The organism is Arcicella sp. GW821-FHT09D11, assembly GCF_059416265.1.
In genome coordinates this window covers 1-26,149 of the sequence record NZ_JBWKOV010000008.1, presented here as the reverse complement: position 1 = coordinate 26,149, position 26,149 = coordinate 1, and the positions used below count along the sequence as shown (strand labels likewise).

Here is a 26,149-nt window from a genome sequence, read left to right as displayed (position 1 = left end):
ATGAAATTATTTAGATTTGGCGAAGTAGGTAATGAAAAACCTGGTGTAATCTTAGAAGAAAAATGGCTAGATGTTTCGGCCTATATTCAAGATTATAACGAATCTTTTTTTGAGAATGATGGCTTAGATAAACTAAGTTTATTATTGGTTGAAAAACAAAATGATTTACAAGAGATTCCTACAGATGTGCGTATTGCTTCATGTGTGGCTCGTCCTTCTAAAATTGTTTGTATTGGGTTGAACTTTGCCGATCACGCTCGTGAAACAGGTGCAGCTATTCCACCAGAACCTATTATTTTCTTTAAGTCAACTACGGCACTTTCTGGACCAAACGATGATATTATTATTCCTAGAAATTCAGTGAAAACTGACTGGGAAGTAGAGTTAGCATTTGTCATTGGGAAGAAAGCACAGTATGTAGATGAAGCAGATGCCCTAAATTATGTAGCAGGTTATTGCTTACACAATGATGTTTCAGAAAGAGAATTCCAAATTGAAAGAGGAGGAAACTGGAGTAAGGGAAAAGGTTGTGATTCATTTGCACCACTTGGACCATTTTTAGCGACTACGGAAGAGATTGAAGATGAGAATGATTTAAAAATGTGGCTTTCTGTCAATGGAAAGACTGTACAAAATAGTAATACCGACCAATTGATTTTTAAAATACCTACTTTGGTTTCTTATTTAAGTCAATTCATGACATTATTACCGGGTGACGTAATCTCTACGGGTACTCCTCCAGGTGTTGGTCTAGGCTTTAATCCTCCAGTTTTCTTGAAAGAAGGAGATGTAGTTGAATTAGGTATCGAAGGTCTGGGTACTCAAAAACAAACTGCTAGAAACTGGAAAGCATAATTTTTTATTTAAAAATGAGTTATGTAGTTTGGAAATTTGAAAATGAAGAAGATACTATCAGTTTTTGCCAACTGTGTCTTATCTTTAGGTAATTTAATACTTACCTCTTTTCAAATTTTCAAACTATTTTCAATTTTTAAAGAAAAACAAACCTTATGACCATAGATGCACATCAACATTTTTGGCAGTACGACGCACAACGACATGATTGGATTTCAGATGAAATGAAGGTAATTCAGCGAGATTTCTTGCCTGAACATCTTGCTCCAATTTTAGCAAAAAATAATATTTCGGGTTGTGTAGCCGTTCAAGCTGATCAAACTTTAGCAGAAACAGATTTTTTGATTGAATTAGCCAACAAAAATGCTTTTATTAAAGCTGTAGTTGGTTGGGTAGATTTACGCGCAGACGATGTTGATGATATTTTAGAACATTATGCAGAATTGCCTATCGTAAAAGGTTTTAGGCACGTAGTGCAAGGAGAAGCGGATACTGAATTTATGCTTAGACCAAAATTCAAAGCTGGAATTACAGCCTTAGGAGCATTTGATTTCACCTATGATATTTTGATTTATCATTATCAGCTAGATCAGGCTATCCAACTAGCAAAGTTGTTCCCAGACCAAAAGTTTGTCTTAGACCATATCGCTAAGCCCGATATAAAATCTGGCGAATATACCCAATGGCAAACCAATATCAAGAAATTAGCCTTACACCAAAATGTGTATTGCAAATTATCAGGAATGGTTACCGAAGGCGAATGGAACGATTGGAAAGTAGCTGATTTTAAAATATACTTGGATACTGTAGTAAAAGCATTTGGTACCGAACGCCTTATGTACGGTTCTGATTGGCCAGTTTGTTTAGTGGCTGCTGAATATGAAGAACAATTAGGGATTGTCAATGAGTATTTTTCTACTTTTTCGACCTTAGAAAAGAAAAAGATAATGGGAGGGAACGCTCTCAAATTTTATAATATTTAAACCTTACCTCAGCTATATGCAATTATTGCTTTGGGTAAAAATTTAATATGAACTTAGGACTCAAAGAAAAAGTAATCATCGTTTCGGGCGGTGCAAAAGGAATTGGTGAAGGTATTTCGGGCGTATTGGCTACTGAAGGAGCGTATGTTGCTATCGTAGGTAGAAATGATGCTGATAATCAGAAAGCAATTGAGAAAATTCAGGCAGCAGGCGGACAAGCATGGTCGTTTGTAGCTGAATTATCAAAGCCAGAAGAATGTAAAAAAGCTGTTGACGAAGTGGTAGCTAAATTTGGACGAATCGATGGACTAGTAAACAATGCGGGTGTAAACGATGGTGTGGGACTAGAAAGCGGTAACTACGAACGCTTTGTGGCTTCGTTACATAGCAATTTAATTCACTATTATTTGTTAGCGCAACACGCTTTACCATACTTGAAAGAATCAAAAGGAGCAATCGTAAATATCGGTTCAAAAACGGCTGAGACAGGGCAAGGTGGTACTTCGGCTTATGCAGCATCAAACGGAGGTAGAAATGCCCTCACACGTGAATGGGCGGTTGAATTGTTGCCTTATGGTATTCGGGTGAATGCAGTGATTGTTGCAGAGTGTTATACCCCTTTGTATGACCGTTGGATTAAGACATTGCCTAATCCAGAGGAAACATTAGCAAAAATTACGGATAAAATACCTTTAGGTAAGCGTATGACTACTGCCGAGGAAATTGCAAACATGGTAGCATTTTTAATGTCAAAACGTTCAAGCCATACAACAGGTCAATTAATTTATGTAGATGGTGGCTATACGCATTTAGATAGAGCTTTGTTGTAGAAAAACATTGAGTAGATTCGTGAAAACTCTCTTTAAATCAAAATCCTTTCTTCCTAATAGGAAGAAAGGATTTTGAAAATTATATTATCAATACTATTCCCCCGCTGATTCTTGATATTTAGCTCTTTCAAGGATATATACGTCAAGTATAGCTTTTGGACGTGCTAAGTATTCTCTTAGATAAGTTTTATAGCCAGACTGTACATCTTGTGCCGCAAAGGCCACAGCATCAACTCCTAGGTGATTGGCTAAAAATAATGCCCTCGCATTATGGGTAGGCTGAGATATAATCGTGAATTTACGTTGACTGAATACGTCTTTGCAACGAATGATAGAATCGTAAGTGCGATAACCTGCATAATCAAGTATCAACACATTTTCTGGGACACCCAAACGCATTAAAGACTTTTTCATGTCGTTTGGCTCATTGTAGAAAATTGAATCGTGATTCCCACTCAAAATCAAAAACTTTACTTTTCCTTCTTTATACAAACGGGCTGCTGCTTCCATTCTATATTTATAAAATAAATTTGCTTTGCCTCCTTGTACAGCTTTGCTGGTACCCAAAACCAATCCTATATCATTTGAGGGAAGTTTGTCGAGACTGTAAAAATTTCTATCTTCAGTTGAATAGACAATCCAAATATTACACACTAAAATACCAATCAACGCAAAGAAAATCAATGCGATGATTCCTTTAAAGAACCATTTTACTGATGTAGTGAAATCGAATGGCTCTGTCAATGATATTTCATAGGTATTTTTCAGCAGTAATAATCATTTATAGTGGAAGTTACTGATTATAAATATATTAACTAATTCGTAGATTTGAAAATAAGTAGTTCGTTAAAATCACTTTTAACATAATAAATTATTCAAAAACTATTTTTAATGTATTTATAATCAGTAATTATTGTATTTTTTATGGAAAAATGAAATTTTAGGATTTTTTCAAATGTTAAAATAATCCTAATTGCTCACCTGTTGAGCCATCACCAGATTCTGGAAAATCAATTTCTTCTGGCGCTATCAACTTCGGTGGTTGTGTACTAGCATCTTTATTAGCCGAAGGTTCATCCAATTGCTTCACAGACGTTTCTACAATTTTGGGTGCCAAAGGTGTAATATGCTGAACTTTGAAAGTAGATAATTTACTTCCCATCGCTTTCCAACCTCTTACTTCTGCTATTTCATCGAGATTAACTTCTTCTTTAATAATTCCAGATTGATTATCTTTTTTATACGACATTGCGATGCGTGGATATACGTCAACACTAGCAAAAGTCAACTTAGAACCTTTTTCGTCCGAAATAAACAAGAATTTTTTATCAATCGTGGTTGTCTCTATCCTGAAACGTTTTACATAATACAATTTAGAGCCACCGTCATAGTATAAAGCCGTAATAATACCATCTGGAATAAATTTGGTCAACGAAACAATGTCTTTTGACTCATAACGGTTTGTTAGCTCAAAATTTGTCAATTCATATTGCCCATCTTTATAAATAACCAAGATATTATCTTTGGCATCAAAATTACCCAAATATTTACCGTGTTCATCTCGATTGAGTCGCCCTACGTTCTCATCATAATAGATATCTACGCCTCCTAAAGTAGAAAGTCCAGCAGATTTCAAGGTAATTTTTCTGATAGGGTATTTCGTCAATAAATTACCCATAGAATCACGCCCTTTGATAAGCAACTCTTTGAAATCATATTCAAATTGCTTGACTCTGGCAGTGCTCGAAGCCGTTAAATTTATTTGAATGGTTTCTGCCTCTCCATTTTCATTAGCTGTGAAGTACAGAATTTTTGATTTAGGATTACCTGCCGTTAAGTCATATTCACGGTCACGTGTAACAGCGGTAACCTTGAAGCGTTTTACATACGAAATCCCTGTTTTACCATCAAAATAGACTAAATTATATACTTTTCTATCATCATTCTTTTTGAAAACAGATACATAAATAATGTCTTTCCCAACAAATACCTTTTCTTGTACTTTCGTCACCATGCAGCGTCCATCTTGTCTAAAAACGATGATATCATCAATATCCGAGCAATCCATTACATACTCCTCTTTCTTTAAACCATAACCGATAAAGCCACCCACACGGTCGACATATAGTTTTTGGTTAGCCGCTGCCACAACAGCCGCCGAAATAGTATTAAAGTTTCTGATTTCAGTTTTACGCTCACGACCTTTACCGTGTTTTTTCAGGATATTTTTGAAATAATCAATCGAATAACGAATGATATTCGCAAGGTTATCCAATACCTCCGCCAATTCTTCTTCTAAGCGTTTCATGGCTTCATCCGCCTTGAAACCATCATATTTAGAAATACGTTTGATACGGATTTCTAATAATCTTAAAATATCCTCTTCAACGATTTCTCTGTAAAATTCGGGCTTATAAGGGTCTAAAGCTTTATCAACTGTAGCAATTACATCTTCAAATGTCTCGCATTCTTCAATTTGGCGATAAATACGATTTTCAATAAAGATTTTCTCAAGAGAACTAAATAATAATTTCTCCATCAATTCATCTCTGCGTATTTCTAACTCACGTTCTAACAGTTTTACAGTTTGTTGGGTACAAACTTTTAACACTTCAGAAACACCCACAAAGTGAGGTTTATCGGCAATGATTACACAGGCATTCGGAGAAATTGAAATTTCACAATCTGTAAAGGCATATAATGCATCAATCGTGACATCTGGTGAAACTCCTGGTGCAAGCTGTACTTGTATTTCTACCTCTTTGGCAGTGTTATCAATTACTTTTTTGATTTTTATTTTTCCCGCATCATTCGCTTTGATGATAGACTCAATCAAATTAGTAGTAGTGGTAGAGAACGGAATATCCTTAATCACTAAGGTTTTCTTATCGAATTCTTCAATTTTGGCTCTTACTCTAATTTTTCCACCACGATGACCATCCTGATAATTGGAAACATCTATTGACCCACCAGTCAAAAAGTCTGGATATATTTCAAAAGGTTTGTTTTTTAGAATTGCTATGGAGGCTTCAATCAATTCAACAAAATTATGAGGCATAATTTTGGTTGAAAGCCCTACGGCAATACCTTCAACGCCATGTGCTAAAAGTAAAGGGAACTTTACGGGAAGAGCAACAGGCTCACGCTTACGGCCATCATATGAAAGTTGCCAGTCGGTAGTCTGAGGGTTAAAAATTACATCAAGGGCAAATTTTGAGAGCCTTACTTCGATATAACGAGCTGCGGCAGCACCATCGCCAGTGCGGTAGTCTCCCCAGTTTCCTTGGCAATCAAATACTAAATCTTTCTGACCTAAATTAACCATTGCTTCATTAATTGAAGCATCACCATGAGGGTGATATTGCATAGTTTGGCCAATTACGTTCGCAACCTTATTAAAACGACCATCGTCCATTTCTTTTAGTGCGTGTAATATACGGCGCTGAACGGGTTTCAATCCGTCCTCAATTGCAGGTACAGCTCTTTCTAAAATTACATAAGAAGCATATTCCAAAAACCAGTTTTCATACAATCCTGCTACAGCGACTTGCTGATGAAGGGCATCGTCTTGGGGATTATCGTTTGTGTTCTCTTCTAAATTTTCAGGCAGACTTTCGTTTTCCATTGACACTTATTTTACTTCTCTACGTTTTTGGTGGTATTTCAAAACCCTAATTTACATAAAAAAAGCTAAGAAAAAGCATCTAATACTGATAACATCTATGAATTAATATAAGTGAAACACTATAACAGATAATAAATATTACAGCCTAATTGTGCTGAAATAAGCTAAGAAACCTCCATCTATTTAGTAAAATTACTGAACACTAATAGATTGCGGAGTGAAATGACAAATCAGTTGATTATTTATTTGTTGAATAATACCTATTTGATAAGTATTTTTTTCAAAGGAATCGAGCAAGACAGAAGTGCTGAATCCTTTTGTAAAGTAAGGCTCCAATTGCATGAATCTTCGTCTGCCAGACTTTTGATGCAAGACAGGATAAATATAAGTGTTTTTGGAAGATTTGAATACTACAAAAGCCTGACCGTCATAGGGTAAGGTAGTATTTTTTAACATTACCCTAGGTAAGTAATGCGATTCTTTAGCATCTAACATCAATAACGAATCTTTTGATATCACAAGGTTATATTGACTTGAAGAATCTGGTATTTGGTTAGCAGCTTTGAAAATGCTTGGTTGTAAAAAGTTGTCGGGAAAAACACTTACACCATTTTGGAAAGATTGTGCCAAAACATCTCTGATATTTCTATTAAATGATGCCGCGTTTTCTACCGTGATTTTATCCTGTTGATAATTGAATGCTTCAGCTTGATTTAAATACTTTATATAGATTATTCGGTCGAAATTTTGATACCAAGAAAAAGCATTAAATACTATCCCTATTATTAAAAAACTACCAACAATTGATCTTTTAAAGGCAGGTAAGTAATACAATAATGTACAGTAGAATAACACAAAAAGAATAAATGAGTTGTGTAAATACCTGTTAGCGAAACTTGATTCCAATCCCGACCACGACCTGCTCAAGGTAACCAAAAGAGCTGTAATGGTAAAGAATATAAAATATGCTAACAAAAAATGACCATTAACTGATGATTCCTTTGCTTGAATAGTTGAATATTTTTTGCTGAATAAAGTTAATGCTTCCTGATAGGTTAATCTTAGGTTAAAAAATAATAAGGTGATAAATACGATAAAGCCAAGTGCTATTGCTTGATAATACGTTTCTAAGCTATGTGAAATAATAGAAACAAAACTTCCCCAAAAACCACCAAAGCATAAGGCTAACCTCGTTGGGTCGCTTAAACTACCTGCTAGGTTTGAGTTTTGTCCGTTCTGATAACCCCAAAAGTAAATTACAGCAACAAAAATCATCAGGCATATCCAAATGATTAATTGCTTAAATCTCTTTTGAAAAAGAAGTACTAAAGCAACCACGGGAAAACTAAACAAGCCATTACCATGCGTAAAGGTCAAGACTAAGACTAATATTATTGAAACCCAAAAGTATTTTGGCGAGAAAAAGCAAATACTATAAAACAAAAGCATTGCCCAGAAAATATTCCCGACTTGTTGTAATGTCGAAATCGTCCAAAGGTAATTATCCGTAGAAGCAGGCTGAAATATAATAAAAGCAATGGGAACGGCATAAATAATGCTGAGTTTTAACCTTTTTATAAATAAGCTAAATATAATAAAAATGCCCAAATAGTATAAAGTAGCTACAGTATTTAATACTTTCCAGTCGATATGACCTTGTAAATAGCAATCTATCAGTACAAAAAGCCTTGGAAAAACAATGCGGTGTTCGTTATGCAAGCTCCAAAGTGCTTGTAGTTTTTCATGGAAGCTCAATAAAGGATTATAAGCAGTATTTACGAAACTGAGGAGGTGATAATCATCCTGAAAAAAGAAATTGTAGGAATAGGAATAACAAACAGTGTAATAAATACCAACAATTAAAATAATTGAAAGGTATGCTATTGTATTAACAAAAACATTGGGCTTTTTTAGTATCATAGGTACTTAGGAATAGTTTACATAAAGTTAATGATAGTAAGGCAATCCATTGTGATAGAGGTATTATTTTACTTAAATAGATTCAACCACATCTATTAATTCAGCAATCATCATGGCTGTGGCTCCCCATACAGTATGTTCTTGGATATTATAAAAGGGAGCATCTACTTCAATACCTCTTACATTAATGATAGTTCTGCCAATAATACTAGGGTTTAGCATCTCTTCTAAGGATACTTCCACTACCTTATCCACTTCACGAGCATCAGGATAAAACTCAGGCTTGTGAGGGATAAATCCTATGACTGGCTGTACATAGAAATTAGAAGCAGGAATAAAAAGCTTTGTGAGTGTGCCTAATACTTTTACATCAGTCAGGCGCACCCCAATTTCTTCTTGGGCTTCCCTCATGGCTGTTCGTACAAGACTTTCGTCTTCTTTTTCTGCTCTACCTCCCGGAAAAGCCATTTGTCCTCCATGTACACCATCATATTGTGGACGAAGTATCAAGGGAATGTATATATTGTTATTGTGAGGATAAAATAAAATTAAAACTGCGCTTTCTCTTGTTCGTTCGCTCGGTGAAGGCATCTTCAATTTTAACCTTGAATCAGAAAGCATTTTTTCATGAGCAATTCTTCCGGGTAAAGGTTCTTGAAGCCGTTTTTTTATTTTTTCAGTAAAGGGTACAAAACCTATCATAGGCATTTGTATTTTAAAGGTTAGACTACCGTTGACAAATTGTATAATCTTTCCGTTAAATTAAGGATGATATTTAATTAGTAAATTAACATTAAATTTATCATACAAATTAATTTTTAGCATAATTTTCAATCAATTTTTCGGCACAACGCTCTCCATCCATTGCTGCCGACATGATTCCTCCTGCATAACCAGCACCTTCGCCACAAGGATACAACCTTTTTATTTCAAGGTGTTCTAAATTTTCTTTGTCTCTGGGTATACGAACGGGCGAGGATGTTCTACTTTCAATACCAATAATTTGCCCTTGATTAGAAGCATAATTCCTCATTTTTTTACCAAATTGTTGTAGCCCATCCTGTAAGGGTTTTCCGATAAAATCTGGAAGTACTTCAAGCATATCCATTGATTGTAAACCCGGCTGATAAGATGTTTCCAATAGGTTTTTGGATGTATGTTGCTTGATAAAATCATGTACGAGTTGTGCAGGTGCCGTTTGACCGCCGCCTGTCATTTTACAAGCTTTTTGTTCAAGTTCTCGTTGTAATTGCAAGCCCGCCAAGGCTCCGTATTCTTTATAAGGCAAAACGTCTATTTCATTAATAGCTACTACCATCCCTGAATTAGCGAAATGAGAATCACGACGAGAAGGCGACATCCCGTTTACGACCAGTTCGCCAGGGGCTGTAGCTGCTGGCACAATAAATCCACCCGGACACATGCAAAACGAAAATACACCTCTTTGAATACCTTTATGAAAGGTTTGAGCTACCAAACTATAGGAAGCCGCAGGCAAATATTCTCCGCGGTCTTTACAATTATATTGCAATGAATCTATCAAAGACTGTTGATGCTCAATTCTTACGCCCATTGCATAAGGTTTGGATTCAATCAATACATCTCTTTTCTGGCATAATTCAAAAATATCTCTGGCTGAATGACCTGTTGCTAGCACCACACCAATGCCTGAAATCTCTCTGCCATCCTCTAAAACAACGCCTCGAATTTCCTTTTGTTGAATGATAAAATCAACTACTTTCGTATTGAAATGTACTTCTCCACCAGCCTTTAGTATACTTTCTCTGAGGTCAGCTACTAATTGCGGTAATTTGTTCGTACCAATATGTGGATGGGCATCTACTAGTATTTCTTCTGTAGCACCATGTGCCACGAAAATTTCTAATACCCTACGAATATCCCCTCTTTTTTTGCTTCTGGTATAAAGTTTTCCGTCAGAATAGGTACCTGCACCACCTTCACCAAAGCAATAGTTTGATTCTGGATTTACAATGTGTTCCTTATTGATAGCCGCTAAGTCTCTTCTTCTAGTCCTAACGTCTTTGCCACGTTCTAATAGAATTGGTTTTACTCCCAGCTCAATCATTCTTAGTGCTGCAAATAAGCCCGCAGGGCCAGCGCCAACGATGATAGCTTGTTGAGCCTTAGAAACATCTTGATAATTTTTCTGAAATGCTATTCTTGAAGGAGGTGTTTCATCCAAGAATACTTCTGCTTCGATATTTACCTTTACTTGTCGACCACGGGCATCAATAGACCTCTTCAGTGGGCGAATGATGGCATTAGCATCAGCAGGAAAATGTAGTAATTGGCTTAAATGATTTTTGAAGTTTTCTTGGTCTAAAGCTATTTGGGGCTCTAAAACTAATGATATATGTTTTCTCATGATTGTAAGGTATTTATCCTTAAATGAATAATAAATTCTGTATAATAATGTTAATTGAGGGATGTCTTGAGAAAAGACAATAAAAAATCCCGTAAGGTTTTTGCATAGAAAAATACTTACGGGATAGAAAAAATCTTATTTAAAAGGAATGAATTCCATATTAATTGCTACTGTTACTCCTGCATAAACAATATTATTTCTTAAAATCATTTTTTGCTTAGTAAGTGAAACAACATCAAAAGTGCCATCTAACCCTTGGATATTGATTTTTAGCTTTGTATCACTCTGGATTAATTCCCAAGTTCCATAAGCCTGTGCTTGTTTAGAAATTTTGTCATATGAACGCACAGTATAGGTTTTATCAAAAACATACGTAAGTTCTCCAATTAGTTTTGAATTCCCTCCAAACAATGTAGGGTCAACCACAGCACCATCAGTAGTAGTAAAACGGTCAATTTGCCATTCAGATGACTGGATAACAGTAACTTTGGATTCAGTAGGGTTTACATTATTATCAGAGCAAGCAAAAGTAACAAATGCAAAAAGGCTTAATAAGAGGAAATTCTTTAGTTTCATGTTGTTGGGAGTTTAAAAATTCAAGAATCGAATTTTTCTTTAGCAAAGTTAAAGGTTTTCTTCCGAAATTGCCAGAAGTTATACTTTGAACACTATTAAAATACATTAAACAAACGTGCAAAAAAGGGATTTTATTACATTATTCTGTTTACTGTTTGGTCGATTAGCTTTTGCTCAATCCGACTGCCAACCTAGTTTTCAGTATACGCCATCTACTCAGAATGGTGTAATTAATTGGGGACAGTTTCCCGAGTTTTCATTGCCATTTAAAATTGTGTATAATGGACCTAGATTCAAAGATGCCAATCGCCTTCCTTTGAAACACGGCTTTACACATTTGGCTAATTTTACGGCAGCAGATGTTAATTTACCACAACAAAATAGGGCAATTCTGTGGGGTGGCGTAGCCAGTTTGGCAGGTCAGCCTTGGTATGAAATAGAAAGTCCTTGGGCAAACGATTTAACCAAATACAAGCAAAAATGGACTGACGATATGAAGGGAATGGCAGGGCTTTTTACTGATACCCAAGGAAAAGCAATGCCCAATTTAGATATTCTGATGTTGGATATAGAAAGGGAGATTCCTACTGATGCAGGCATCCGTAGCTTAAAAACTAACCAAAGTGTTCCTGCTCAATACCGTGCTTTATCTGATATCGATTTTACTGAACGCTATAAACGCGATTTGTCAAAGCTTTATGCTGAGCCAATAACTTACCTTCAGCAAAATAGCATTCCTTCCACAACGAATTTTGCTTCTTACTCAGATGCTCCGATAAAAAACACAGAATTTCCCCTAAATTATACTTGGCAAGAATGGCTGACGAGTGACAAGGTGTTGAATTATTATATGAAAGATACAATTATCAGCCAGACGGGAGGGAAGTTCTATCAGCAAAATACCTTTTTAGCACCGTCGGCTTATTTTTGTTATGAATATAGCTCATTGCCTTATCCAAACATCGCTTATCAATTATTTCAAATTGAAGCCAACGTCGCTCGAAGTAGTAAAGACGTAATGTTGTTTCAATGGCTTACTTATAACAAATGTCAGCCAAGCTCTACGTATGGTTTTAATGTCAGTATCAAGAAATATTTAGCAGAGGCACAAGGGATTTTTCCCTTTTTTTCAGGAGCTAAAGGGCTTTGGCTTTGGGAAGGGCCGTCTACGCCCGATAATGTCAATTACTCAATTTATGAATCTTACATTTATGGATTATACAGACTATCTCAATTCAAAGACTTTTTTACGGGTAACTACCGTTTAGTAATTCCTAAAACGGCTTATGACCATTTTAAAGACCAAGATGCCGTTTGGAGGGGAGTGGTAAAAGGGAATGAAATTTTGATTGCTGCCATTAACGAATTTGCAAGTGATGGAGCTACCACAGAGTTTAATGTCCATTATGGAGATTGGTCGCAAAAAATCACATTAAAAGGCAAAGAAACATTTCTGTGCAAGTTTACCTTGCCAGATTTACAAAACAACTATGTGCTTTATCCAAACCCAAGCAATGGTAAATATACCTTTGAATATTATGGAGAAGGTTATCTAAAAGGCGATTTTAAAATTTTCGATGCCTTGGGAAGGGAAGTGTATTCAGAGAACTATACTCCAGCCTCAAGTTATATTTCAAGGAAAAAGGAATTTGACTTAAAGCAACCTTCGGGGACTTATATATTGAAATATGTAGAAGGAGAGAAAAGTATTATCAAAAAAATTATTATTAATCAATGAACAGGTTAGCAAAAGAAACATCGCCATATCTATTACAACACGCTCAGAACCCTGTGGATTGGTTTCCTTGGGGAAAAGAAGCACTTGATAAGGCGAAAGCAGAAAATAAGCCTATTTTGGTAAGTATTGGCTATTCTGCTTGCCATTGGTGCCATGTGATGGAGCATGAATGTTTTGAAAAAGAAGAAGTAGCGGAGGTAATGAACCGCTATTTCGTCAATATAAAAGTAGATAGAGAAGAGCGTCCTGATGTTGATGCGGTGTATATGGATGCCGTACAGGCAATGGGCGTACATGGAGGTTGGCCATTGAATGTCTTTTTAATGCCAGATGGCAAACCTTTTTATGGAGGAACCTACTTTCCTAAGCCCAATTGGTTGAAATTGTTGCAAGCAGTAGATACGGGTTTTAAAAATAGCCAAGACGAATTGCAAAAGTCGGCAGAAGGTTTTACTCAGAATATGTTATTCAAAGATTCTGAAAAATATGGATTGATGCCCGAGAGTGAGATATTTACTAAAGATGATTTAAAAGTAATGGCAGAAAAACTGTCGAATACTTTTGATGATATGTGGGGTGGGTTTGAAAGAAGTCCCAAATTTCCAATGCCCTCTATTTGGGCTTTTTTATTGAGGTATGTGCATGAAACTAATGACCAAGCTATCCTAAATCATGTTCAACTTACCCTTAATAGAATGGCTATGGGGGGAATTTATGATCAATTAGGAGGCGGGTTTGCTCGGTATTCTGTAGATGGTGAATGGTTTTGTCCTCATTTTGAAAAGATGTTGTATGATAATGGGCAATTAGTGAGTTTATATTCAGAAGCTTACTCTTTGACAGGAACAGCTTTGTATAAAGAAGTTGTCTATGAAACCATCGAATGGTTAACTCGTGAAATGACCAATGAAGAAGGCGGGTTTTATTCAGCGTTAGATGCCGATTCGGAAGGAGTAGAGGGGAAATATTATGTATGGACTAAACCAGCAATTGAGGAAGTTTTAGGGAAAGAAGCTGAGGCTTTTTGCCAACAATACCAAGTGACGCAGGCAGGGAACTGGGAGCATGGCGTGAATATTTTGTGGAAAGACCAGCCTAGTTTAAATGGAGATTTTAAAGAACAGATAGCAAAGCTTAATGCCGTAAGAAATACTCGTATTCGCCCCGGATTGGATGATAAAATACTTTGTTCATGGAATAGTTTAATGTTAAAAGGATTAATCGATGCCTACAGGGCGTTTGGTGACGAGAGCTTTTTAACGCTAGCGATTCAAAATGCTAATTTTATCAAAGATAAATTTATTGTTGGCGAACAATTGATGCATAGCTACAAAAACGGAGAAACCAAGATTATGGGTTTCTTGGAAGATTATGCTACGTTGATTGATGCTTATTTGAATTTATATCAGGCTACTTTTGAAGAAAACTGGTTGCATTATGCTGAGAAACTGACGCTGTATGCCTATGAAAATTTCTGGGATGAGGAGGATGAATTGTTTTTCTTTACAGATAAAAATGCAGAAGAGTTGATAGCACGCAAAAAAGAAATTTTTGATAATGTAGTACCAAGTTCCAATTCAATAATGGCAAGAAATCTATATACTTTAGGACTGATTCTGGAAAGAGAAGACTTCGGGTTATTATCAAAATTGATGCTCTCCAAAATGAAAAATCTGTTATTGAAAAATGTAGATTATTTGACTAATTGGGCTTGTTTTTCTACGCAAATGGTGTCTAAAACACCAGAAATAGCCATTGTAGGAGATGATTTTCTGACTTTTAGAAAACAAATAGACCAACAATTTTTCCCTAATAAGGTATTATCAGGAACTGCTACAGAAAGTCAGTTACCTTTATTACAACATAGAACAACAAAGGAGGGAGAAACGCTAATCTTTGTTTGTTATGACAAAACTTGTCAATTACCAGTAAAGACAGTTGAAGAGGCTTGGGAACAGATTGTTTAATAATGAAAAATAAAAAACACTTAAAGAGTTTAATGTGCTGTAAATGAGGTTATTAAATTTTATTTTTTCCTATTAGGGGGTGACTTAAGTCACCCCCTAATAGGAAAAAATATGTTCTATGCTATTTTCAGTGCCTGATAAACCGTTACTGGTTGTTCTAATAATTCATCAAATTGAGCCACAAAACTCGCAATATATGGTTGCTGATTATGATTATCCAATCCGCTAATGCTTTCCCATATTTCATGAAAAGTAAAAATGTTTGAAGCCGCAATAGACTGGTGCAAATCGTATTGAATGCACGCTGGTTCTTTGCGAGATTCAACTACTAATGCTTCTAAAATGGCTTTTACTTTTTCAACATGTTCTGGTTTACTGTTGACAATGGCCGTGAGATAAATATTCATCAGAGAAAAATGTTAGTTTAAGAAAATTTTACGGAGATGGTCTTGATAAAGACTCATATCTCTTACAATATTACTATTTTTCTCCACATCGTGAAAATGAATACTATCAAGGGGAGTCATTCCTGTAAAAGCATTCATTCTATGAAAGCCAAACAGTGGTCCATCATCTACACTTCTTTCCATGAAAAATTCATTAGGCAGTGTAAATGCTTCTTTTGGTGCATTCCATGACGTCGTTAACATATATTTTCTTCCATGAAGTGTACCGCCTGTTCCGTAATTGATGGTTGGATTAGCAGACGAACGCCCATCACTGCGATAAATTCCTTTGTTATAACCTTCCGTAAAAACCACATCAATATATTTTTTCAAATCATGCGGTAATTGAAACCACCAGATTGGCGTGTGATAAATAACTACATCTGCCCAAACATACTTTTCTACCTCCTCAGAAGGGTTGTATTCTTCGTTAATATTAGTAGTTTTGATTTCAAAATCAGGATGTTGTTTGAAAAAACTGATACTCTCTTGGAAAATAGTTTCATTGAATCTTCCCCCAGAATGACCGAACTTTTGTCCGCCATTTATTATAAAAACTTTTGTTGTCATCTTTTCTTTTATTATTAATGGAACAAAAGTATAGCGAGTAATTGTATTATAAAAATAACATGATTTATAGTAATCTATCATAATTATAATAGTAAAATGGTTAATTTAGAATGGTATCGAACTTTTAAAGTAGTGTATCAAACAGGGACGCTTACAAAAGCAGCCGAGCAATTATTTATTTCTCAGCCAGGAGTAAGTTTGCATTTGAGTTCACTGGAGACCTATGTGGGCTATAAGCTTTTTGACAGAACAGGCAGAAAGATGATTCCGACTGAAAGGGGGAAAGTACTTTATAATTTTACAGTTCAAGCCCTGAGTAAACTAGAAGAGGCAGAGAAAAACTTTCAAAGAAGTACTGAAAAACATACACCAACCATTAGTTTGGGAATGTGTTTTGAAACTTTTCAGGCTTCTTTAGAAGAATTTATACCAAGTTTTCCTTTTAACATCATTTTACAATTTGGTGAATACCCTTTGATGATAGAAAACCTAGAAAAGGGAATTATCGATTTGATTGTTACCCCACAAGTGTTAGAAAAAGAAGGCATTGAATATTATCCATTTTCTTCTGAAAATATAGTGATGGTAGGAGGCAATGGAATTGATGTAGAGGAGTTCCAAGAAATACTCTCTACGAATGACTGTGAAGTATTAGAAGCATGGCTTAAAACCCAGAAATGGTATGGCACTACAGGCGATATGGAACATTTAAGGCATTTCTGGCAATTGAATTTTAATAAGTATCCCGATTTCCGCCCTAATTATATTGTTCCGAATTTAAACTCTATCGTTCGCTGTTTAGCGCAGGGACAAGGCTTGGCTATTATTCCTAGTTTTCTTTGTCAAAAGGAACTTGATAAAGGCAATATCAAGCTAATTTGGGAAGGCAAATCAAAGCTAATTAATACACTATATTTTGCCCATCGTAAAAAAACAGTGTATGAAAAAGAAATAGCATTGATTAAGAAAAGTATAGCAAGCAAAATGTGATATTGACTAATTTGCCCTGTAACTGAAAGAGGTATCACAACCAATGATTGTATTATGTTAAAGTGTATGTTAAAAATAGCTTATTCACCCATCTATCAACACCCGCTTCCCGAAGGACATCGTTTTCCGATGTTGAAATATGAACTTATTCCTGAGCAATTATTATATGAAGGTACTTGTGATAAAGATAATTTTTTTGAACCAATACCTGTAGATGAACAATGGATTGTTCGCACACACTCCAAACAATATTGGGAAGATTTAAAGTATCTTCGGCTTGACCCTAAAATGATACGTAAAATAGGTTTTCCGTTATCAGAAGAACTTGTATGCAGGGAAACCATCATTACACAAGGAACAATAGACTGTTGCCATTTTGCTTTAGCAAATGGTATTGCCATGAACGTAGCAGGAGGGACGCATCATGCCTATTCTGATAAAGGCGAGGGCTTTTGTTTATTAAATGATGTGGCTGTAGCTTCCAATTATTTAATAGATAAGGGGCTGGCTACAAAAATATTAATCATTGATTTAGACGTTCATCAAGGCAATGGAACAGCCGAAATTTTTCATGAGCAAACAAATGTTTTTACATTTTCGATGCATGGACAAGAAAATTATCCCTTGCATAAAGAAAAATCTGATTTAGACATTGGTCTTGAAACTTATACAAAAGATGAACAATATTTAAGTGTTTTGTATCAAACTTTACCAGCGTTAATTAAGCATCAAAAGCCAGATTTCCTGTTTTATATTTCAGGCGTTGATATATTAGCAACCGATAAGTTGGGTAAACTGAGTATAACGAAAGAGGGCTGTTATCGTAGGGATGAATTTGTGTTTGAACAAGCTATCAACAATCAATTACCCATTGTTGTATCGATGGGCGGAGGATATTCTCCTAAAATTATTGATATCGTCGATGCACATTGTAATACCTTTAGACTTGCTCAAAAGATGTTTTTTGAAGGTGTATAATAGAGCATATAATGAAAAATCCGCCCCAATAGAGCGGATTTATATTATATAAAAATAGCTAAGTAACAGGTCAAAATTAAACCAAATTATCTCAAAGGATAGTTTTTGGATGTCTTAATCACTAAGTCACACATTCACTAAATCACTCAATACTTATACTTAGTAAACAACAAATCATAGTTATACCTAGTTTGTCTATAAAAATATCTTACTAATTGTATCACAGGATTTTCGCTAGTGGTCCAGCTTCCCCTTGACATCGTTGTTGGTTCATCAGCAGAATTCACTTGGTCAAAAAGTGATTTATATTCATTAAAGAATAGAGCTTTCCCTTTGTTTTGGATAAAGGCCAAACACATTCTATATTCCGTACGGTCTCCTTTTATACCTTCTGCATATCGTCCAAATTTTTCAAAATAATTACTTCTTCTCAAATGTGGATGGTCGCTATAATAATATATCTTATGATAATCTGTGTACCAAGGCTTATAAAGCATTTCTGAATAACCTTTATCGAAGTATTTAAGATAAGGATATTGTATATAAGCATAAAAACGAACCATGTCTAAACTCTTGTCCTCATTCATAAATCTGAGTGCATCCTCAAAATGAGTAGGGAAAATAGCTGTCGGCACAAAATCCTCTTGAACATACAAAGTATAGGGTGTTACTACCGCATCCTGTCCTTTGTTAAGGTTATTCCCTAGCCCTTTGTTTTTGGGTGTTGTAATAAGCCTAAAAGAATATTCAGGTTGTATTTTTCTTAAATATGCTTGATGTTCTTCTTTACTGCCATCATCAGAAACCACAATGTCTTCAAAAACACAATCTAAATCCTGAAAGCTTTTCAAAAGGCGTTCTAATGAACTGCTTCTATTATAATGGGTAACTAATAATGTTACTCCGTCAAATTTTCTCATTAGGTAAATGATTTAAAATATTCAAAGTAAGTATCCAATTATAATCTTAGCAAAGCTTTTTTTACTTTGTTAACCAGCTTTCTAAACATTCTCCACTTGCCACTAAGCGGTTTGAAGTTTTTCCAAGGGGTCATCGCTAGATACCTGAAAAACTCTTGTTTATAAACTTCTTTAAAGTGATAATTAGAGAAAATTGGTTTAATCTCAACAAAGTGAACTAAGTGAGGTTTTTCATCTTCATATAAAGCAAACCAATTCCATTTTGGGTCAAGTTCCATCCATTTGTTTGCCAATACCACGTTTAATCCATACTGGTCACCCATCTGAACATGCTCTTTATAATCTACCAAAGCACTAATTACTTTGTTCGTTAATTTTTCTTCACGCCATTTTTTTGGGTTCATTAACAAAACACCTGCATTGAAATATTTTGTGTCGGGTGCCAGTCCTAATTCTTTATAGTTCGGAATCCCTGCCCATTGGCAATCGACAGTTTTAGAATAATCTTGAACAGCACCAACTGTATAGTCGCCTAAAGAAATATTCCAGAATTTTGAAATATCATCTTGTAAAATAATATCTACATCTAAATAAATCAATTTATCTAGTTCAGGGTCAATAATATAAGGGGCGAAAATACGTAAGAAGGTAGTGAGGGGCATAGACGTAGTATCTACAGGTATTACTATGTCTGCTGGAATGATTTCTTTGCTCTTAAACCATTTCAGTGTAATTCTTGAAGGATCAGCTATGGTTTCAAGTCTGCTTTTTGCTTTAGCAGAAATACCGTCATCAATGATATAGAAATCAATATGCTCGTCAGTTTTGTGATTTAGATCTATCGACTTTAGCAAAGCTGCAATCAAAATGGCAAAATGATTATCACTTGCCACCACAATGGTTATTGGTTTCTTTTCAATAGAATTTGACATAATATTATAAATATTTTGGTTTTTGTAAGCTGTGTTATATATACAATGATGCTAATTTTAAAATTAAATATTTAAGCTATTAGAATTAAAAAGGTATTGAACCAATAGACTAATCCCTCTAAAGATAATTAAAAATTCAGGTCTTTTATTGTATAGCATATTTTATACCATACTTTCATACAATCTAAAAAAAAAATACACATAATACAATTTACTTTGATACAATTATAAAAACTTTCTTTATCCGTTCTTTAATGAATAATTTAAAAAATAAAAACGGTAACTTTTGAGAATTGCCGTTTTTCTAATGTTAATGGAGAAAAAAATACTTATACAATAAACTATTGAAGTTAATTATAGTTTTAACATTTTTTTCATTCTTATATAAATTTAAGCACAATCTTTTTGAGTTTATTCTGTACTTTTCTTAGTAATCTCCAATTGCCACTGATGGGCTTGAAATTCTTCCAAGGAGTCAGCGATAAATACCTGTAAAACTCATCTTTGAAGGTTGGATTAAATTTGTAATTCAAAAAAATAGGTTTTATTTCAACAAAATGAATGAGTGAAGGAGCTTCATCTTTGTAAAGAGCGAACCAATTCCATTTGGCATCTAATTCTAGCCATTTATTGGCAAACACAACATTCAAACCATATTGGTCAGCCATTCTTACGTATTTCTTGTATTTGATTAATATGGCAATTACTTTATTGGTAATGTCTTCCTCTCTCCACTTTTTGGGATTAATCAATAATACGCCTGAATTAAAATACTTGGTATCAGGGGTTAAACCTAGTTCTGCGTAGTTAGGTATGCCCGCCCATTCGCAGTCAACAGTTTTAGAATAATCCTGTACGGCACCAATAGTGTGTTCATTCAAAGGAATATTCCATAATGTAGAAATATCATCTTGAACGATAATATCTACATCTAAATAAATTAATTTTTCAAGCGTTTCATCAATGATATATGGAGCAAACAAACGAAAGAAAATACTGATGGGAAAGCTGGAGCTATCGACAGGAAAAAACACATTATGAGGAACAATTTCTCTACTTTTAACCCATTTAATGGATAATCTTTCTGGATTGACTATTTTTTCAAGTTGACTTTTGGATTCAGCAGAAATGTTGTCTTCAATAATATAAAAATTTATATGTTCGTCCGTTTTATGGTTTAAGTCAATAGATTTCAATAAAGCAGCAATCAATACAGCAAAATGATTATCGCTTGCCACTACTATTGTTATAGGCTTGTTTTGTTTCATACTGTCAAAAATTATATTTAGTTGTAGGGTTTAGGTTTTTAATAAACGTTTGTTTTTGGTTATATTAATTACTTTTAAAACAAAAGGTTGATTAAAACCTTTAATCAACCTTTTGTTTTAAAAAATAGAAATATCGTCTTTGAAAGGGCCGTTTTTTTTCTCTTTTTTTACCTTTTCAAAGGTCACCTTTTTCGTCTTGCATTCAGCTTTCAGTCCCTTTTGAATTTGCAAATTATGTTCAAAAAACTCGATTGCACGCTGTACTTTCTTCTTATTAATGGTTAAGAAATAAGGCTGACGCCCATTTTTTTGTATCAGTCGAGCATCCAATTTATAGATTGTACCTTCAGGAAAATCTGAAATTATTTTTGTAGGGCAACCAATTTTTAGGTCGCAAGGAATGGCTTGTCCATCAATGGTTTTTAACCTCGGTCGGTTACGGCGAGTATCAAAATACACCTTAGCATAAATGTCCAAGAAGATTTTCTTCTCCAATTCGGGCATTTCAGAAATTAGCGAAAGTTGCATTGATTGTTAATGGATTTTAATGGTTTTGATAAAATTATAAACAATTATTGAAATTTTCAATAGTATGGCGATTTTTACTTAGAAGTAAAAAACCATTTTGAAATAATTTACTTTTTACCATTAAAAAAGTTAAATGTTCCTAGCGCATAATCCTGCAAAGTAGAACCATGAGTACCACCTGCTTTGGTTATCAATGTCACATTGCCACCTTTTGCTTTCATGGCAGCATAAGCTGTAGTAGCATTCAGATAGAATACTTGCTGGTCGGCATCGCCATGATAAAGCTGAGTTTCTGTTTTAGGAGCCCAATCAAAAACATCATTATCTTTTACCGCATTCAAGAACTGAGTATCCGTTCCATCATTCACATTTTTCTTGAAGGCATCTGCAAAAGTCAAATTGAAGCTAACAGATACATTCGCATTGTTGCCATTATTCTGAATATCTGTCGCATAAGGCTCTTTGAAATAGGTATTCATAGCCCTATTCAATCCGTAGATACGGTTATACGTTTGAACTACCCAAATATAAAGCTGATTGTATGTCGAAATACCATGAGTGGTTTCGTTAATTAAATACTTCATAAAGGCTGTTTTGTTGTATGCCCCAGCCCCACAAGAAGATGCTACTAGATTAAATTCTGTAGGATATTGCTCTTCTATTTTCTTTTGTAAAGACATCGTCGCAAAACCACCTTGAGAATATCCTGTAATCATTAATTTCTTACTCCAATTTAATTTTTCATTGGTAATAAATTCTTTTGAAGCACGAATCATGTCTAAGCTAGCTTGTGCTAAGCTTTCACGATGCTCGTATGGATGGGTAATGCTTTTAGAGGTTCCATAGCCAATATAATCAGGACAAGCTATGATATAGCCGTTTGAAGCAAACAAAGAGGCGATAGAATATGATTCACTACTTGTACCATAATTAGAAGGAGCGTCGTTATCTGAACGAATAGTGCCGTGTTGTTGGCTAATTAAAGGAATGGCTTCGGTAGTCTGGGGAACAATCAGTGCACCCGACGCCTGAATTTCGGTTCCATCTGTATTCTTTGTTTTATAAACAATTTTATAAGCCTTAATATCATATTTCAATAAACCATTGATGAAAATCGCAACGATTGGGTCGTTCACACCACCAGTTAATACTTCTGTTCTGGTTTTTAACACATCTTTTGAATAAGAACCAATAAGCGTACTACCAACTAAATACTGATTGCTCGGAGTAGGGTCTGGCGTAGGAGTATCATCACTTTTACAGCTTGAAATCCAAATATTAAAGCAAAAAAACAGGAAGTATAATACTATCTTATTGTGTTGAGGTTTTTTCATTGTTCTTTTTTATGGTTTATAACGAAGAAAATAAAATATTATTTAAGCAACAAAGATTAGTTTAGGCAATTTATTTGGTGAAACTAAAAAAAATAAAATTTATGATTAAACCATTACCATTTACGCTAATCTAAGCGTTTTATATGAATTATCTAAGGTTAACATGAACTATGGAAATCAAAGTTACCACAAAAGAAATTAATTCCAGATAAGTCGCACAATTATTCGTGCTTGTCTCAAAACTGATTGCTTAGATAACGGTTTTTCTAATTTGTGTTAAAATAAAAATCAAATTTTTGCTATGAAAAAAATAATTATTCTCTTAGCCCTAGTCCTATTTTGTTCAAAACTCTCTGCTCAGACGACCATCAACGGTGAAATCAGAGAGATGGCGACACAGAAAATACTTAAAAGTGCTTATGTCTCGCTTGTTAACCTTGCAGATTCTACCAAAAAAAGAACAGTGCCTACGGATGAAGCTGGTAAGTTTCAATTCACACAGGTGGGAACAGGGAACTACTCTGTTCGAGTAAGTTTTCTAGGATATAAAGAATACAGACAAGCCGTTACGGTTGCCGATGAAGCGACCATTCCATTAGCAACCATGTTTTTGATTGAAGATAGCCAAACCTTGAATGAAGTACAGGTAGTGGGACAGGTAGCTGCTGTCATTCAGAAAAAAGATACGTTACAATTTAATGCTAGAGCCTATAAGGTAAACCCAGATGCCAATGCCGACGAATTGATTGAAAAACTTCCGGGGGCTGTTGTTGAAAATGGCAAGATGCAAATTCAAGGGGAAGAAGTAAAGCAGGTAATGATTGATGGAAAGCTTTTCTTTGGAAAAGATGCTACAGCAGCCATGAAAAATATTCCGGCTGAAGTAATTGATAAAATTCAGGTATTTGATCAATTGAGCGAGCAGTCACAATTGACAGGTTTGGATGATGGTAATACTACAAAAACAGTTAATATCACTACGCGTCCCGACATGAGAAATGGTGTTTTTGGACGTAATGCGGCGGGTGTCGGAACGAATGATACCTATAGAGTAACATCAAGTATCAATAGATTCAAAGGAAATAGTCGTCTGACGCTTTTATTTCAATCAAACAATATTAATCAACAAAACTTTTCTTCTGAAGACCTTATTGGAGTAGCGAGTGGAAGCGCACAATCGCGTAGAGGCGGTGGTGGTGGCGGAGGTGGAAACCGTGGTGGCGGTGGAGGTGCTGGCGGCGGCGGTGATAATTCTGGTAATTTCTTAGTCAATAATCAGCCCGGTTATAATTCAACAAATGCCTTTGGTCTGAATTATTCTAACGAATGGGGAACCAAACTAAAGTTGCAAGGAAGTTATTTCTTAAATCAAGCGAGTAATTCAATTGTTGAGAAAACCTACCAACAGTATATTCAAAGTTCAAATACAGGACAAACCTACAGCGAAAACAGTAGTTCAAGTTCAAACAGTTTGAACCATCGTGCCTATTTTAGATTAGAATATAAAATAGATGATAACAATTCATTGGTGATGACTCCCAACCTAAGTTTTCAGACTACTGATGCTAACTCTGGGTATGATGGGGTAACCAATTTTAATACTACTAAATTGAATGATGTTACTAATAAAAATGCTAGTAATAATCATGCTATCAATTTCTCAAATAACATTTTATTTAGACACCGATTTGCCAAAATGGGTCGTTCTTTGACTTTCAATGTTACTACTACGTATAATGATAGAAACGCTGACGGTTCATTGAGATCAGTTAATAATTTTTATGGTACTAATCCATCAGCCAGAATTCTAAATCAGCGTTCTCATACTGATGCTAATGGTTTTGGATTATCGTCAAGTTTGTATTATTCAGAACCTATCAGTAAACAAAGTGCTGTTTTCTTGAGTACAAGTTTTGGATATAACGAAAACCAATCTGAAAAATATGCTTACAATTTCTCGGATGCAGAGCAAACGTATAGTCGTTTAGATACACTTTTGAGTAACGTTTTCAATAGTGACTATTACAATTATAAAATTGGAACAGGGTTTCGTCAGTTTTCAAGAACGATGAATATTTCAGCAGAAGTACGTTATCAAAATGCCCATTTAATGAATGAGCAAATATTCCCTAAAGTGTATAACCTAGATAAAAGCTTTAATAATATTTTGCCTTCATTCTCGATGCGTTATAATATTAGTGGCAATGCTAAATCTATCCGTTTTAATTACCAGACACAAACGCAACAGCCAAGTATTAGCCAATTGCAAGAGGTAGTAAATAATAACAACCCATTGAAATTGTCAACAGGTAATTCAGCCCTTACGCAGGAATATCAACACCAACTTTCATTGCGTTATACAGCAACTAGCCCAACTACTTTCTCAAACTTTGTTACTTTGATGAGTGCTAATTTTGTGATGGGAAATATTACTAACAGTAGCTTTATTGCAGCCAGAGATACCGTAATCAGTAGAGACATTATATTGAAAGCAGGTTCTCAATTATCACGACCAGTCAATTTAGATGGTCAGTATTCTTTAAGAGGGTTTATGTCTTATGGTTTCCCAGTGAAGGCTATTAAATTAAACATTAATACCAACCTTACCGCTAGTTTATCGCGTACACCGGGTTTAATCAATAATGTTTTAAATTATAGCGATTCTCAGCGATATGCCTTCGGCTTGGTAGTGAGTAGTAATATTAGTCCAAATGTTGACTTTACGATTTCGTCAAATTCAAATATTAGCTATGTTCAGAATACAGTTTCTTCAAGTTTGAATAATAATTATTTTAATCAAAACTTGAAAGTACGTTTGAATGTTATTTTCTGGAAAGGTCTTGTATTTAATACAGATGCTACTTATTATTCAAACTCTGGACTTTCTTCATCGTTTAATCAGTCTTATACCCTCTGGAACATGGCTGTAGCGAAGAAATTATTCGAAAAGCAACAAGGCGAAATTCGCTTGTCTGTATTTGATTTATTGAAATTGAACACAAGTATCCAAAGAAATATTACAACGACGTATATTGAAGATGCACAATCGAATGTTCTGCAACAATTCTTTATGCTTACGTTTAGCTATAATTTGAAGAAATACTGGAAGAGTTAGGTGTTTAATTGTGAGTTAGTGAGTTAGCGATTGAGTGATTAAATTTTTTTAGGTTTTTTCGAAAAATATGAATTTTTAAGGAACTATCTATACAAGATTCTAATTTTCCTTAACTCACAACTCACAACTCACAACTCACAACTCACAACTCACAACTCACAACTCACAACTCACAACTCACAACTCAC

The 26,149-nt window shown here is 34.9% G+C and carries 21 protein-coding genes; 8 read left to right on the top strand and 13 right to left on the bottom strand.

The genetic code is table 11. The features are described 5' to 3' along the window. The 3 genes from AC07N0_RS18925 to AC07N0_RS18915 all read left to right on the top strand — a co-directional run bounded on the left by AC07N0_RS18925 (nucleotide 1) and on the right by AC07N0_RS18915 (nucleotide 2,668). Entirely contained in the window at nucleotides 1–855 is an 855-nt protein-coding gene (locus AC07N0_RS18925; RefSeq protein ID WP_494590504.1) for a fumarylacetoacetate hydrolase family protein, read from the top strand. Between the two features lie 155 nt (nucleotides 856–1,010). After that, on the top strand, nucleotides 1,011–1,838 hold the full coding sequence (locus AC07N0_RS18920) for an amidohydrolase family protein (protein WP_492799195.1): 828 nt from the start codon (nucleotides 1,011–1,013) through the stop codon (nucleotides 1,836–1,838). A 47-nt stretch (nucleotides 1,839–1,885) separates the two neighbouring features. Further along, on the top strand, nucleotides 1,886–2,668 hold the full coding sequence (locus tag AC07N0_RS18915) for an L-fucose dehydrogenase (protein ID WP_309916077.1): 783 nt from the start codon (nucleotides 1,886–1,888) through the stop codon (nucleotides 2,666–2,668). Between the two features lie 93 nt (nucleotides 2,669–2,761). Here the strand turns inward: AC07N0_RS18915 and AC07N0_RS18910 are convergent, their stop codons facing one another. From AC07N0_RS18910 to AC07N0_RS18885, 6 genes are all read right to left on the bottom strand, one after another. After that, nucleotides 2,762–3,412 carry a SanA/YdcF family protein gene (locus AC07N0_RS18910; RefSeq protein ID WP_494590503.1) on the bottom strand — a complete coding sequence of 217 codons (651 nt, stop codon included), beginning with the start codon at nucleotides 3,410–3,412 and terminating at the stop codon, nucleotides 2,762–2,764. Nucleotides 3,413–3,626: 214 nt separating this feature from the next. Next, on the bottom strand, nucleotides 3,627–6,293 hold the full coding sequence (locus AC07N0_RS18905) for a DNA gyrase/topoisomerase IV subunit A (protein WP_494590502.1): 2,667 nt from the start codon (nucleotides 6,291–6,293) through the stop codon (nucleotides 3,627–3,629). 192 nt (nucleotides 6,294–6,485) lie between these two features. Next, a complete protein-coding gene (locus AC07N0_RS18900; RefSeq protein WP_494590501.1) occupies nucleotides 6,486–8,213 on the bottom strand; it encodes a hypothetical protein in 1,728 nt (575 codons plus the stop codon). Nucleotides 8,214–8,285: 72 nt separating this feature from the next. Next, nucleotides 8,286–8,915 carry an NUDIX hydrolase gene (locus AC07N0_RS18895; protein ID WP_492799199.1) on the bottom strand — a complete coding sequence of 210 codons (630 nt, stop codon included), beginning with the start codon at nucleotides 8,913–8,915 and terminating at the stop codon, nucleotides 8,286–8,288. A gap of 109 nt (nucleotides 8,916–9,024) precedes the next feature. After that, the gene (locus AC07N0_RS18890) at nucleotides 9,025–10,599 is read right to left on the bottom strand and encodes an NAD(P)/FAD-dependent oxidoreductase (protein WP_494590500.1); all 1,575 of its coding nucleotides are present in this window, start codon (nucleotides 10,597–10,599) and stop codon (nucleotides 9,025–9,027) included. Between the two features lie 135 nt (nucleotides 10,600–10,734). Further along, on the bottom strand, nucleotides 10,735–11,175 hold the full coding sequence (locus tag AC07N0_RS18885; protein ID WP_494590499.1) for a hypothetical protein: 441 nt from the start codon (nucleotides 11,173–11,175) through the stop codon (nucleotides 10,735–10,737). A gap of 115 nt (nucleotides 11,176–11,290) precedes the next feature. Between AC07N0_RS18885 and AC07N0_RS18880 the strand changes: the two genes are divergently transcribed. Beyond that, nucleotides 11,291–12,913: a T9SS type A sorting domain-containing protein gene (locus AC07N0_RS18880; RefSeq protein WP_494590498.1), complete on the top strand. Its 1,623-nt coding sequence runs from the start codon at nucleotides 11,291–11,293 to the stop codon at nucleotides 12,911–12,913. After that, nucleotides 12,910–14,880, top strand: a complete 1,971-nt coding sequence (locus AC07N0_RS18875; RefSeq protein ID WP_494590497.1) for a thioredoxin domain-containing protein — start codon at nucleotides 12,910–12,912, stop codon at nucleotides 14,878–14,880. The genes AC07N0_RS18880 and AC07N0_RS18875 overlap by 4 nt, the downstream gene beginning before the upstream one ends. 116 nt (nucleotides 14,881–14,996) lie before the next feature. On the opposite strand, the gene AC07N0_RS18870 is transcribed toward AC07N0_RS18875, so the two are convergent. Together AC07N0_RS18870 and AC07N0_RS18865 are read right to left on the bottom strand one after the other, a co-directional pair. After that, nucleotides 14,997–15,287: a putative quinol monooxygenase gene (locus AC07N0_RS18870; protein WP_492799204.1), complete on the bottom strand. Its 291-nt coding sequence runs from the start codon at nucleotides 15,285–15,287 to the stop codon at nucleotides 14,997–14,999. 12 nt (nucleotides 15,288–15,299) lie between these two features. After that, the gene (locus AC07N0_RS18865) at nucleotides 15,300–15,896 is read right to left on the bottom strand and encodes an NAD(P)H-dependent oxidoreductase (protein WP_494590496.1); all 597 of its coding nucleotides are present in this window, start codon (nucleotides 15,894–15,896) and stop codon (nucleotides 15,300–15,302) included. Between the two features lie 96 nt (nucleotides 15,897–15,992). Between AC07N0_RS18865 and AC07N0_RS18860 the strand changes: the two genes are divergently transcribed. Further along, nucleotides 15,993–16,886, top strand: a complete 894-nt coding sequence (locus AC07N0_RS18860) for a LysR family transcriptional regulator (RefSeq protein ID WP_494590495.1) — start codon at nucleotides 15,993–15,995, stop codon at nucleotides 16,884–16,886. 66 nt (nucleotides 16,887–16,952) lie between these two features. Next, nucleotides 16,953–17,864 carry a histone deacetylase family protein gene (locus AC07N0_RS18855; protein WP_494590494.1) on the top strand — a complete coding sequence of 304 codons (912 nt, stop codon included), beginning with the start codon at nucleotides 16,953–16,955 and terminating at the stop codon, nucleotides 17,862–17,864. Between the two features lie 146 nt (nucleotides 17,865–18,010). Here AC07N0_RS18855 and AC07N0_RS18850 read toward each other — a convergent pair whose 3' ends face one another. The 5 genes from AC07N0_RS18850 to AC07N0_RS18830 all read right to left on the bottom strand — a co-directional run bounded on the left by AC07N0_RS18850 (nucleotide 18,011) and on the right by AC07N0_RS18830 (nucleotide 22,846). Further along, a complete protein-coding gene (locus AC07N0_RS18850) occupies nucleotides 18,011–18,784 on the bottom strand; it encodes a glycosyltransferase (RefSeq protein WP_492799208.1) in 774 nt (257 codons plus the stop codon). Nucleotides 18,785–18,822: 38 nt separating this feature from the next. Next, a complete protein-coding gene (locus AC07N0_RS18845) occupies nucleotides 18,823–19,716 on the bottom strand; it encodes a glycosyltransferase family 8 protein (RefSeq protein WP_494590493.1) in 894 nt (297 codons plus the stop codon). Between the two features lie 380 nt (nucleotides 19,717–20,096). Next, the gene (locus tag AC07N0_RS18840) at nucleotides 20,097–20,984 is read right to left on the bottom strand and encodes a glycosyltransferase family 8 protein (protein WP_494590492.1); all 888 of its coding nucleotides are present in this window, start codon (nucleotides 20,982–20,984) and stop codon (nucleotides 20,097–20,099) included. A gap of 117 nt (nucleotides 20,985–21,101) precedes the next feature. Continuing rightward, nucleotides 21,102–21,512 carry a hypothetical protein gene (locus AC07N0_RS18835; protein WP_492799211.1) on the bottom strand — a complete coding sequence of 137 codons (411 nt, stop codon included), beginning with the start codon at nucleotides 21,510–21,512 and terminating at the stop codon, nucleotides 21,102–21,104. Nucleotides 21,513–21,619: 107 nt separating this feature from the next. Then, complete coding sequence (locus tag AC07N0_RS18830; protein ID WP_494590491.1) at nucleotides 21,620–22,846, bottom strand: alpha/beta hydrolase family protein; 1,227 nt, start codon at nucleotides 22,844–22,846, stop codon at nucleotides 21,620–21,622. A 301-nt stretch (nucleotides 22,847–23,147) separates the two neighbouring features. On the opposite strand from AC07N0_RS18830, the gene AC07N0_RS18825 reads away from it, so the two are divergent. Continuing rightward, nucleotides 23,148–25,961 carry a TonB-dependent receptor gene (locus AC07N0_RS18825; protein ID WP_494590490.1) on the top strand — a complete coding sequence of 938 codons (2,814 nt, stop codon included), beginning with the start codon at nucleotides 23,148–23,150 and terminating at the stop codon, nucleotides 25,959–25,961. Nucleotides 25,962–26,149: the final 188 nt, after the last annotated feature.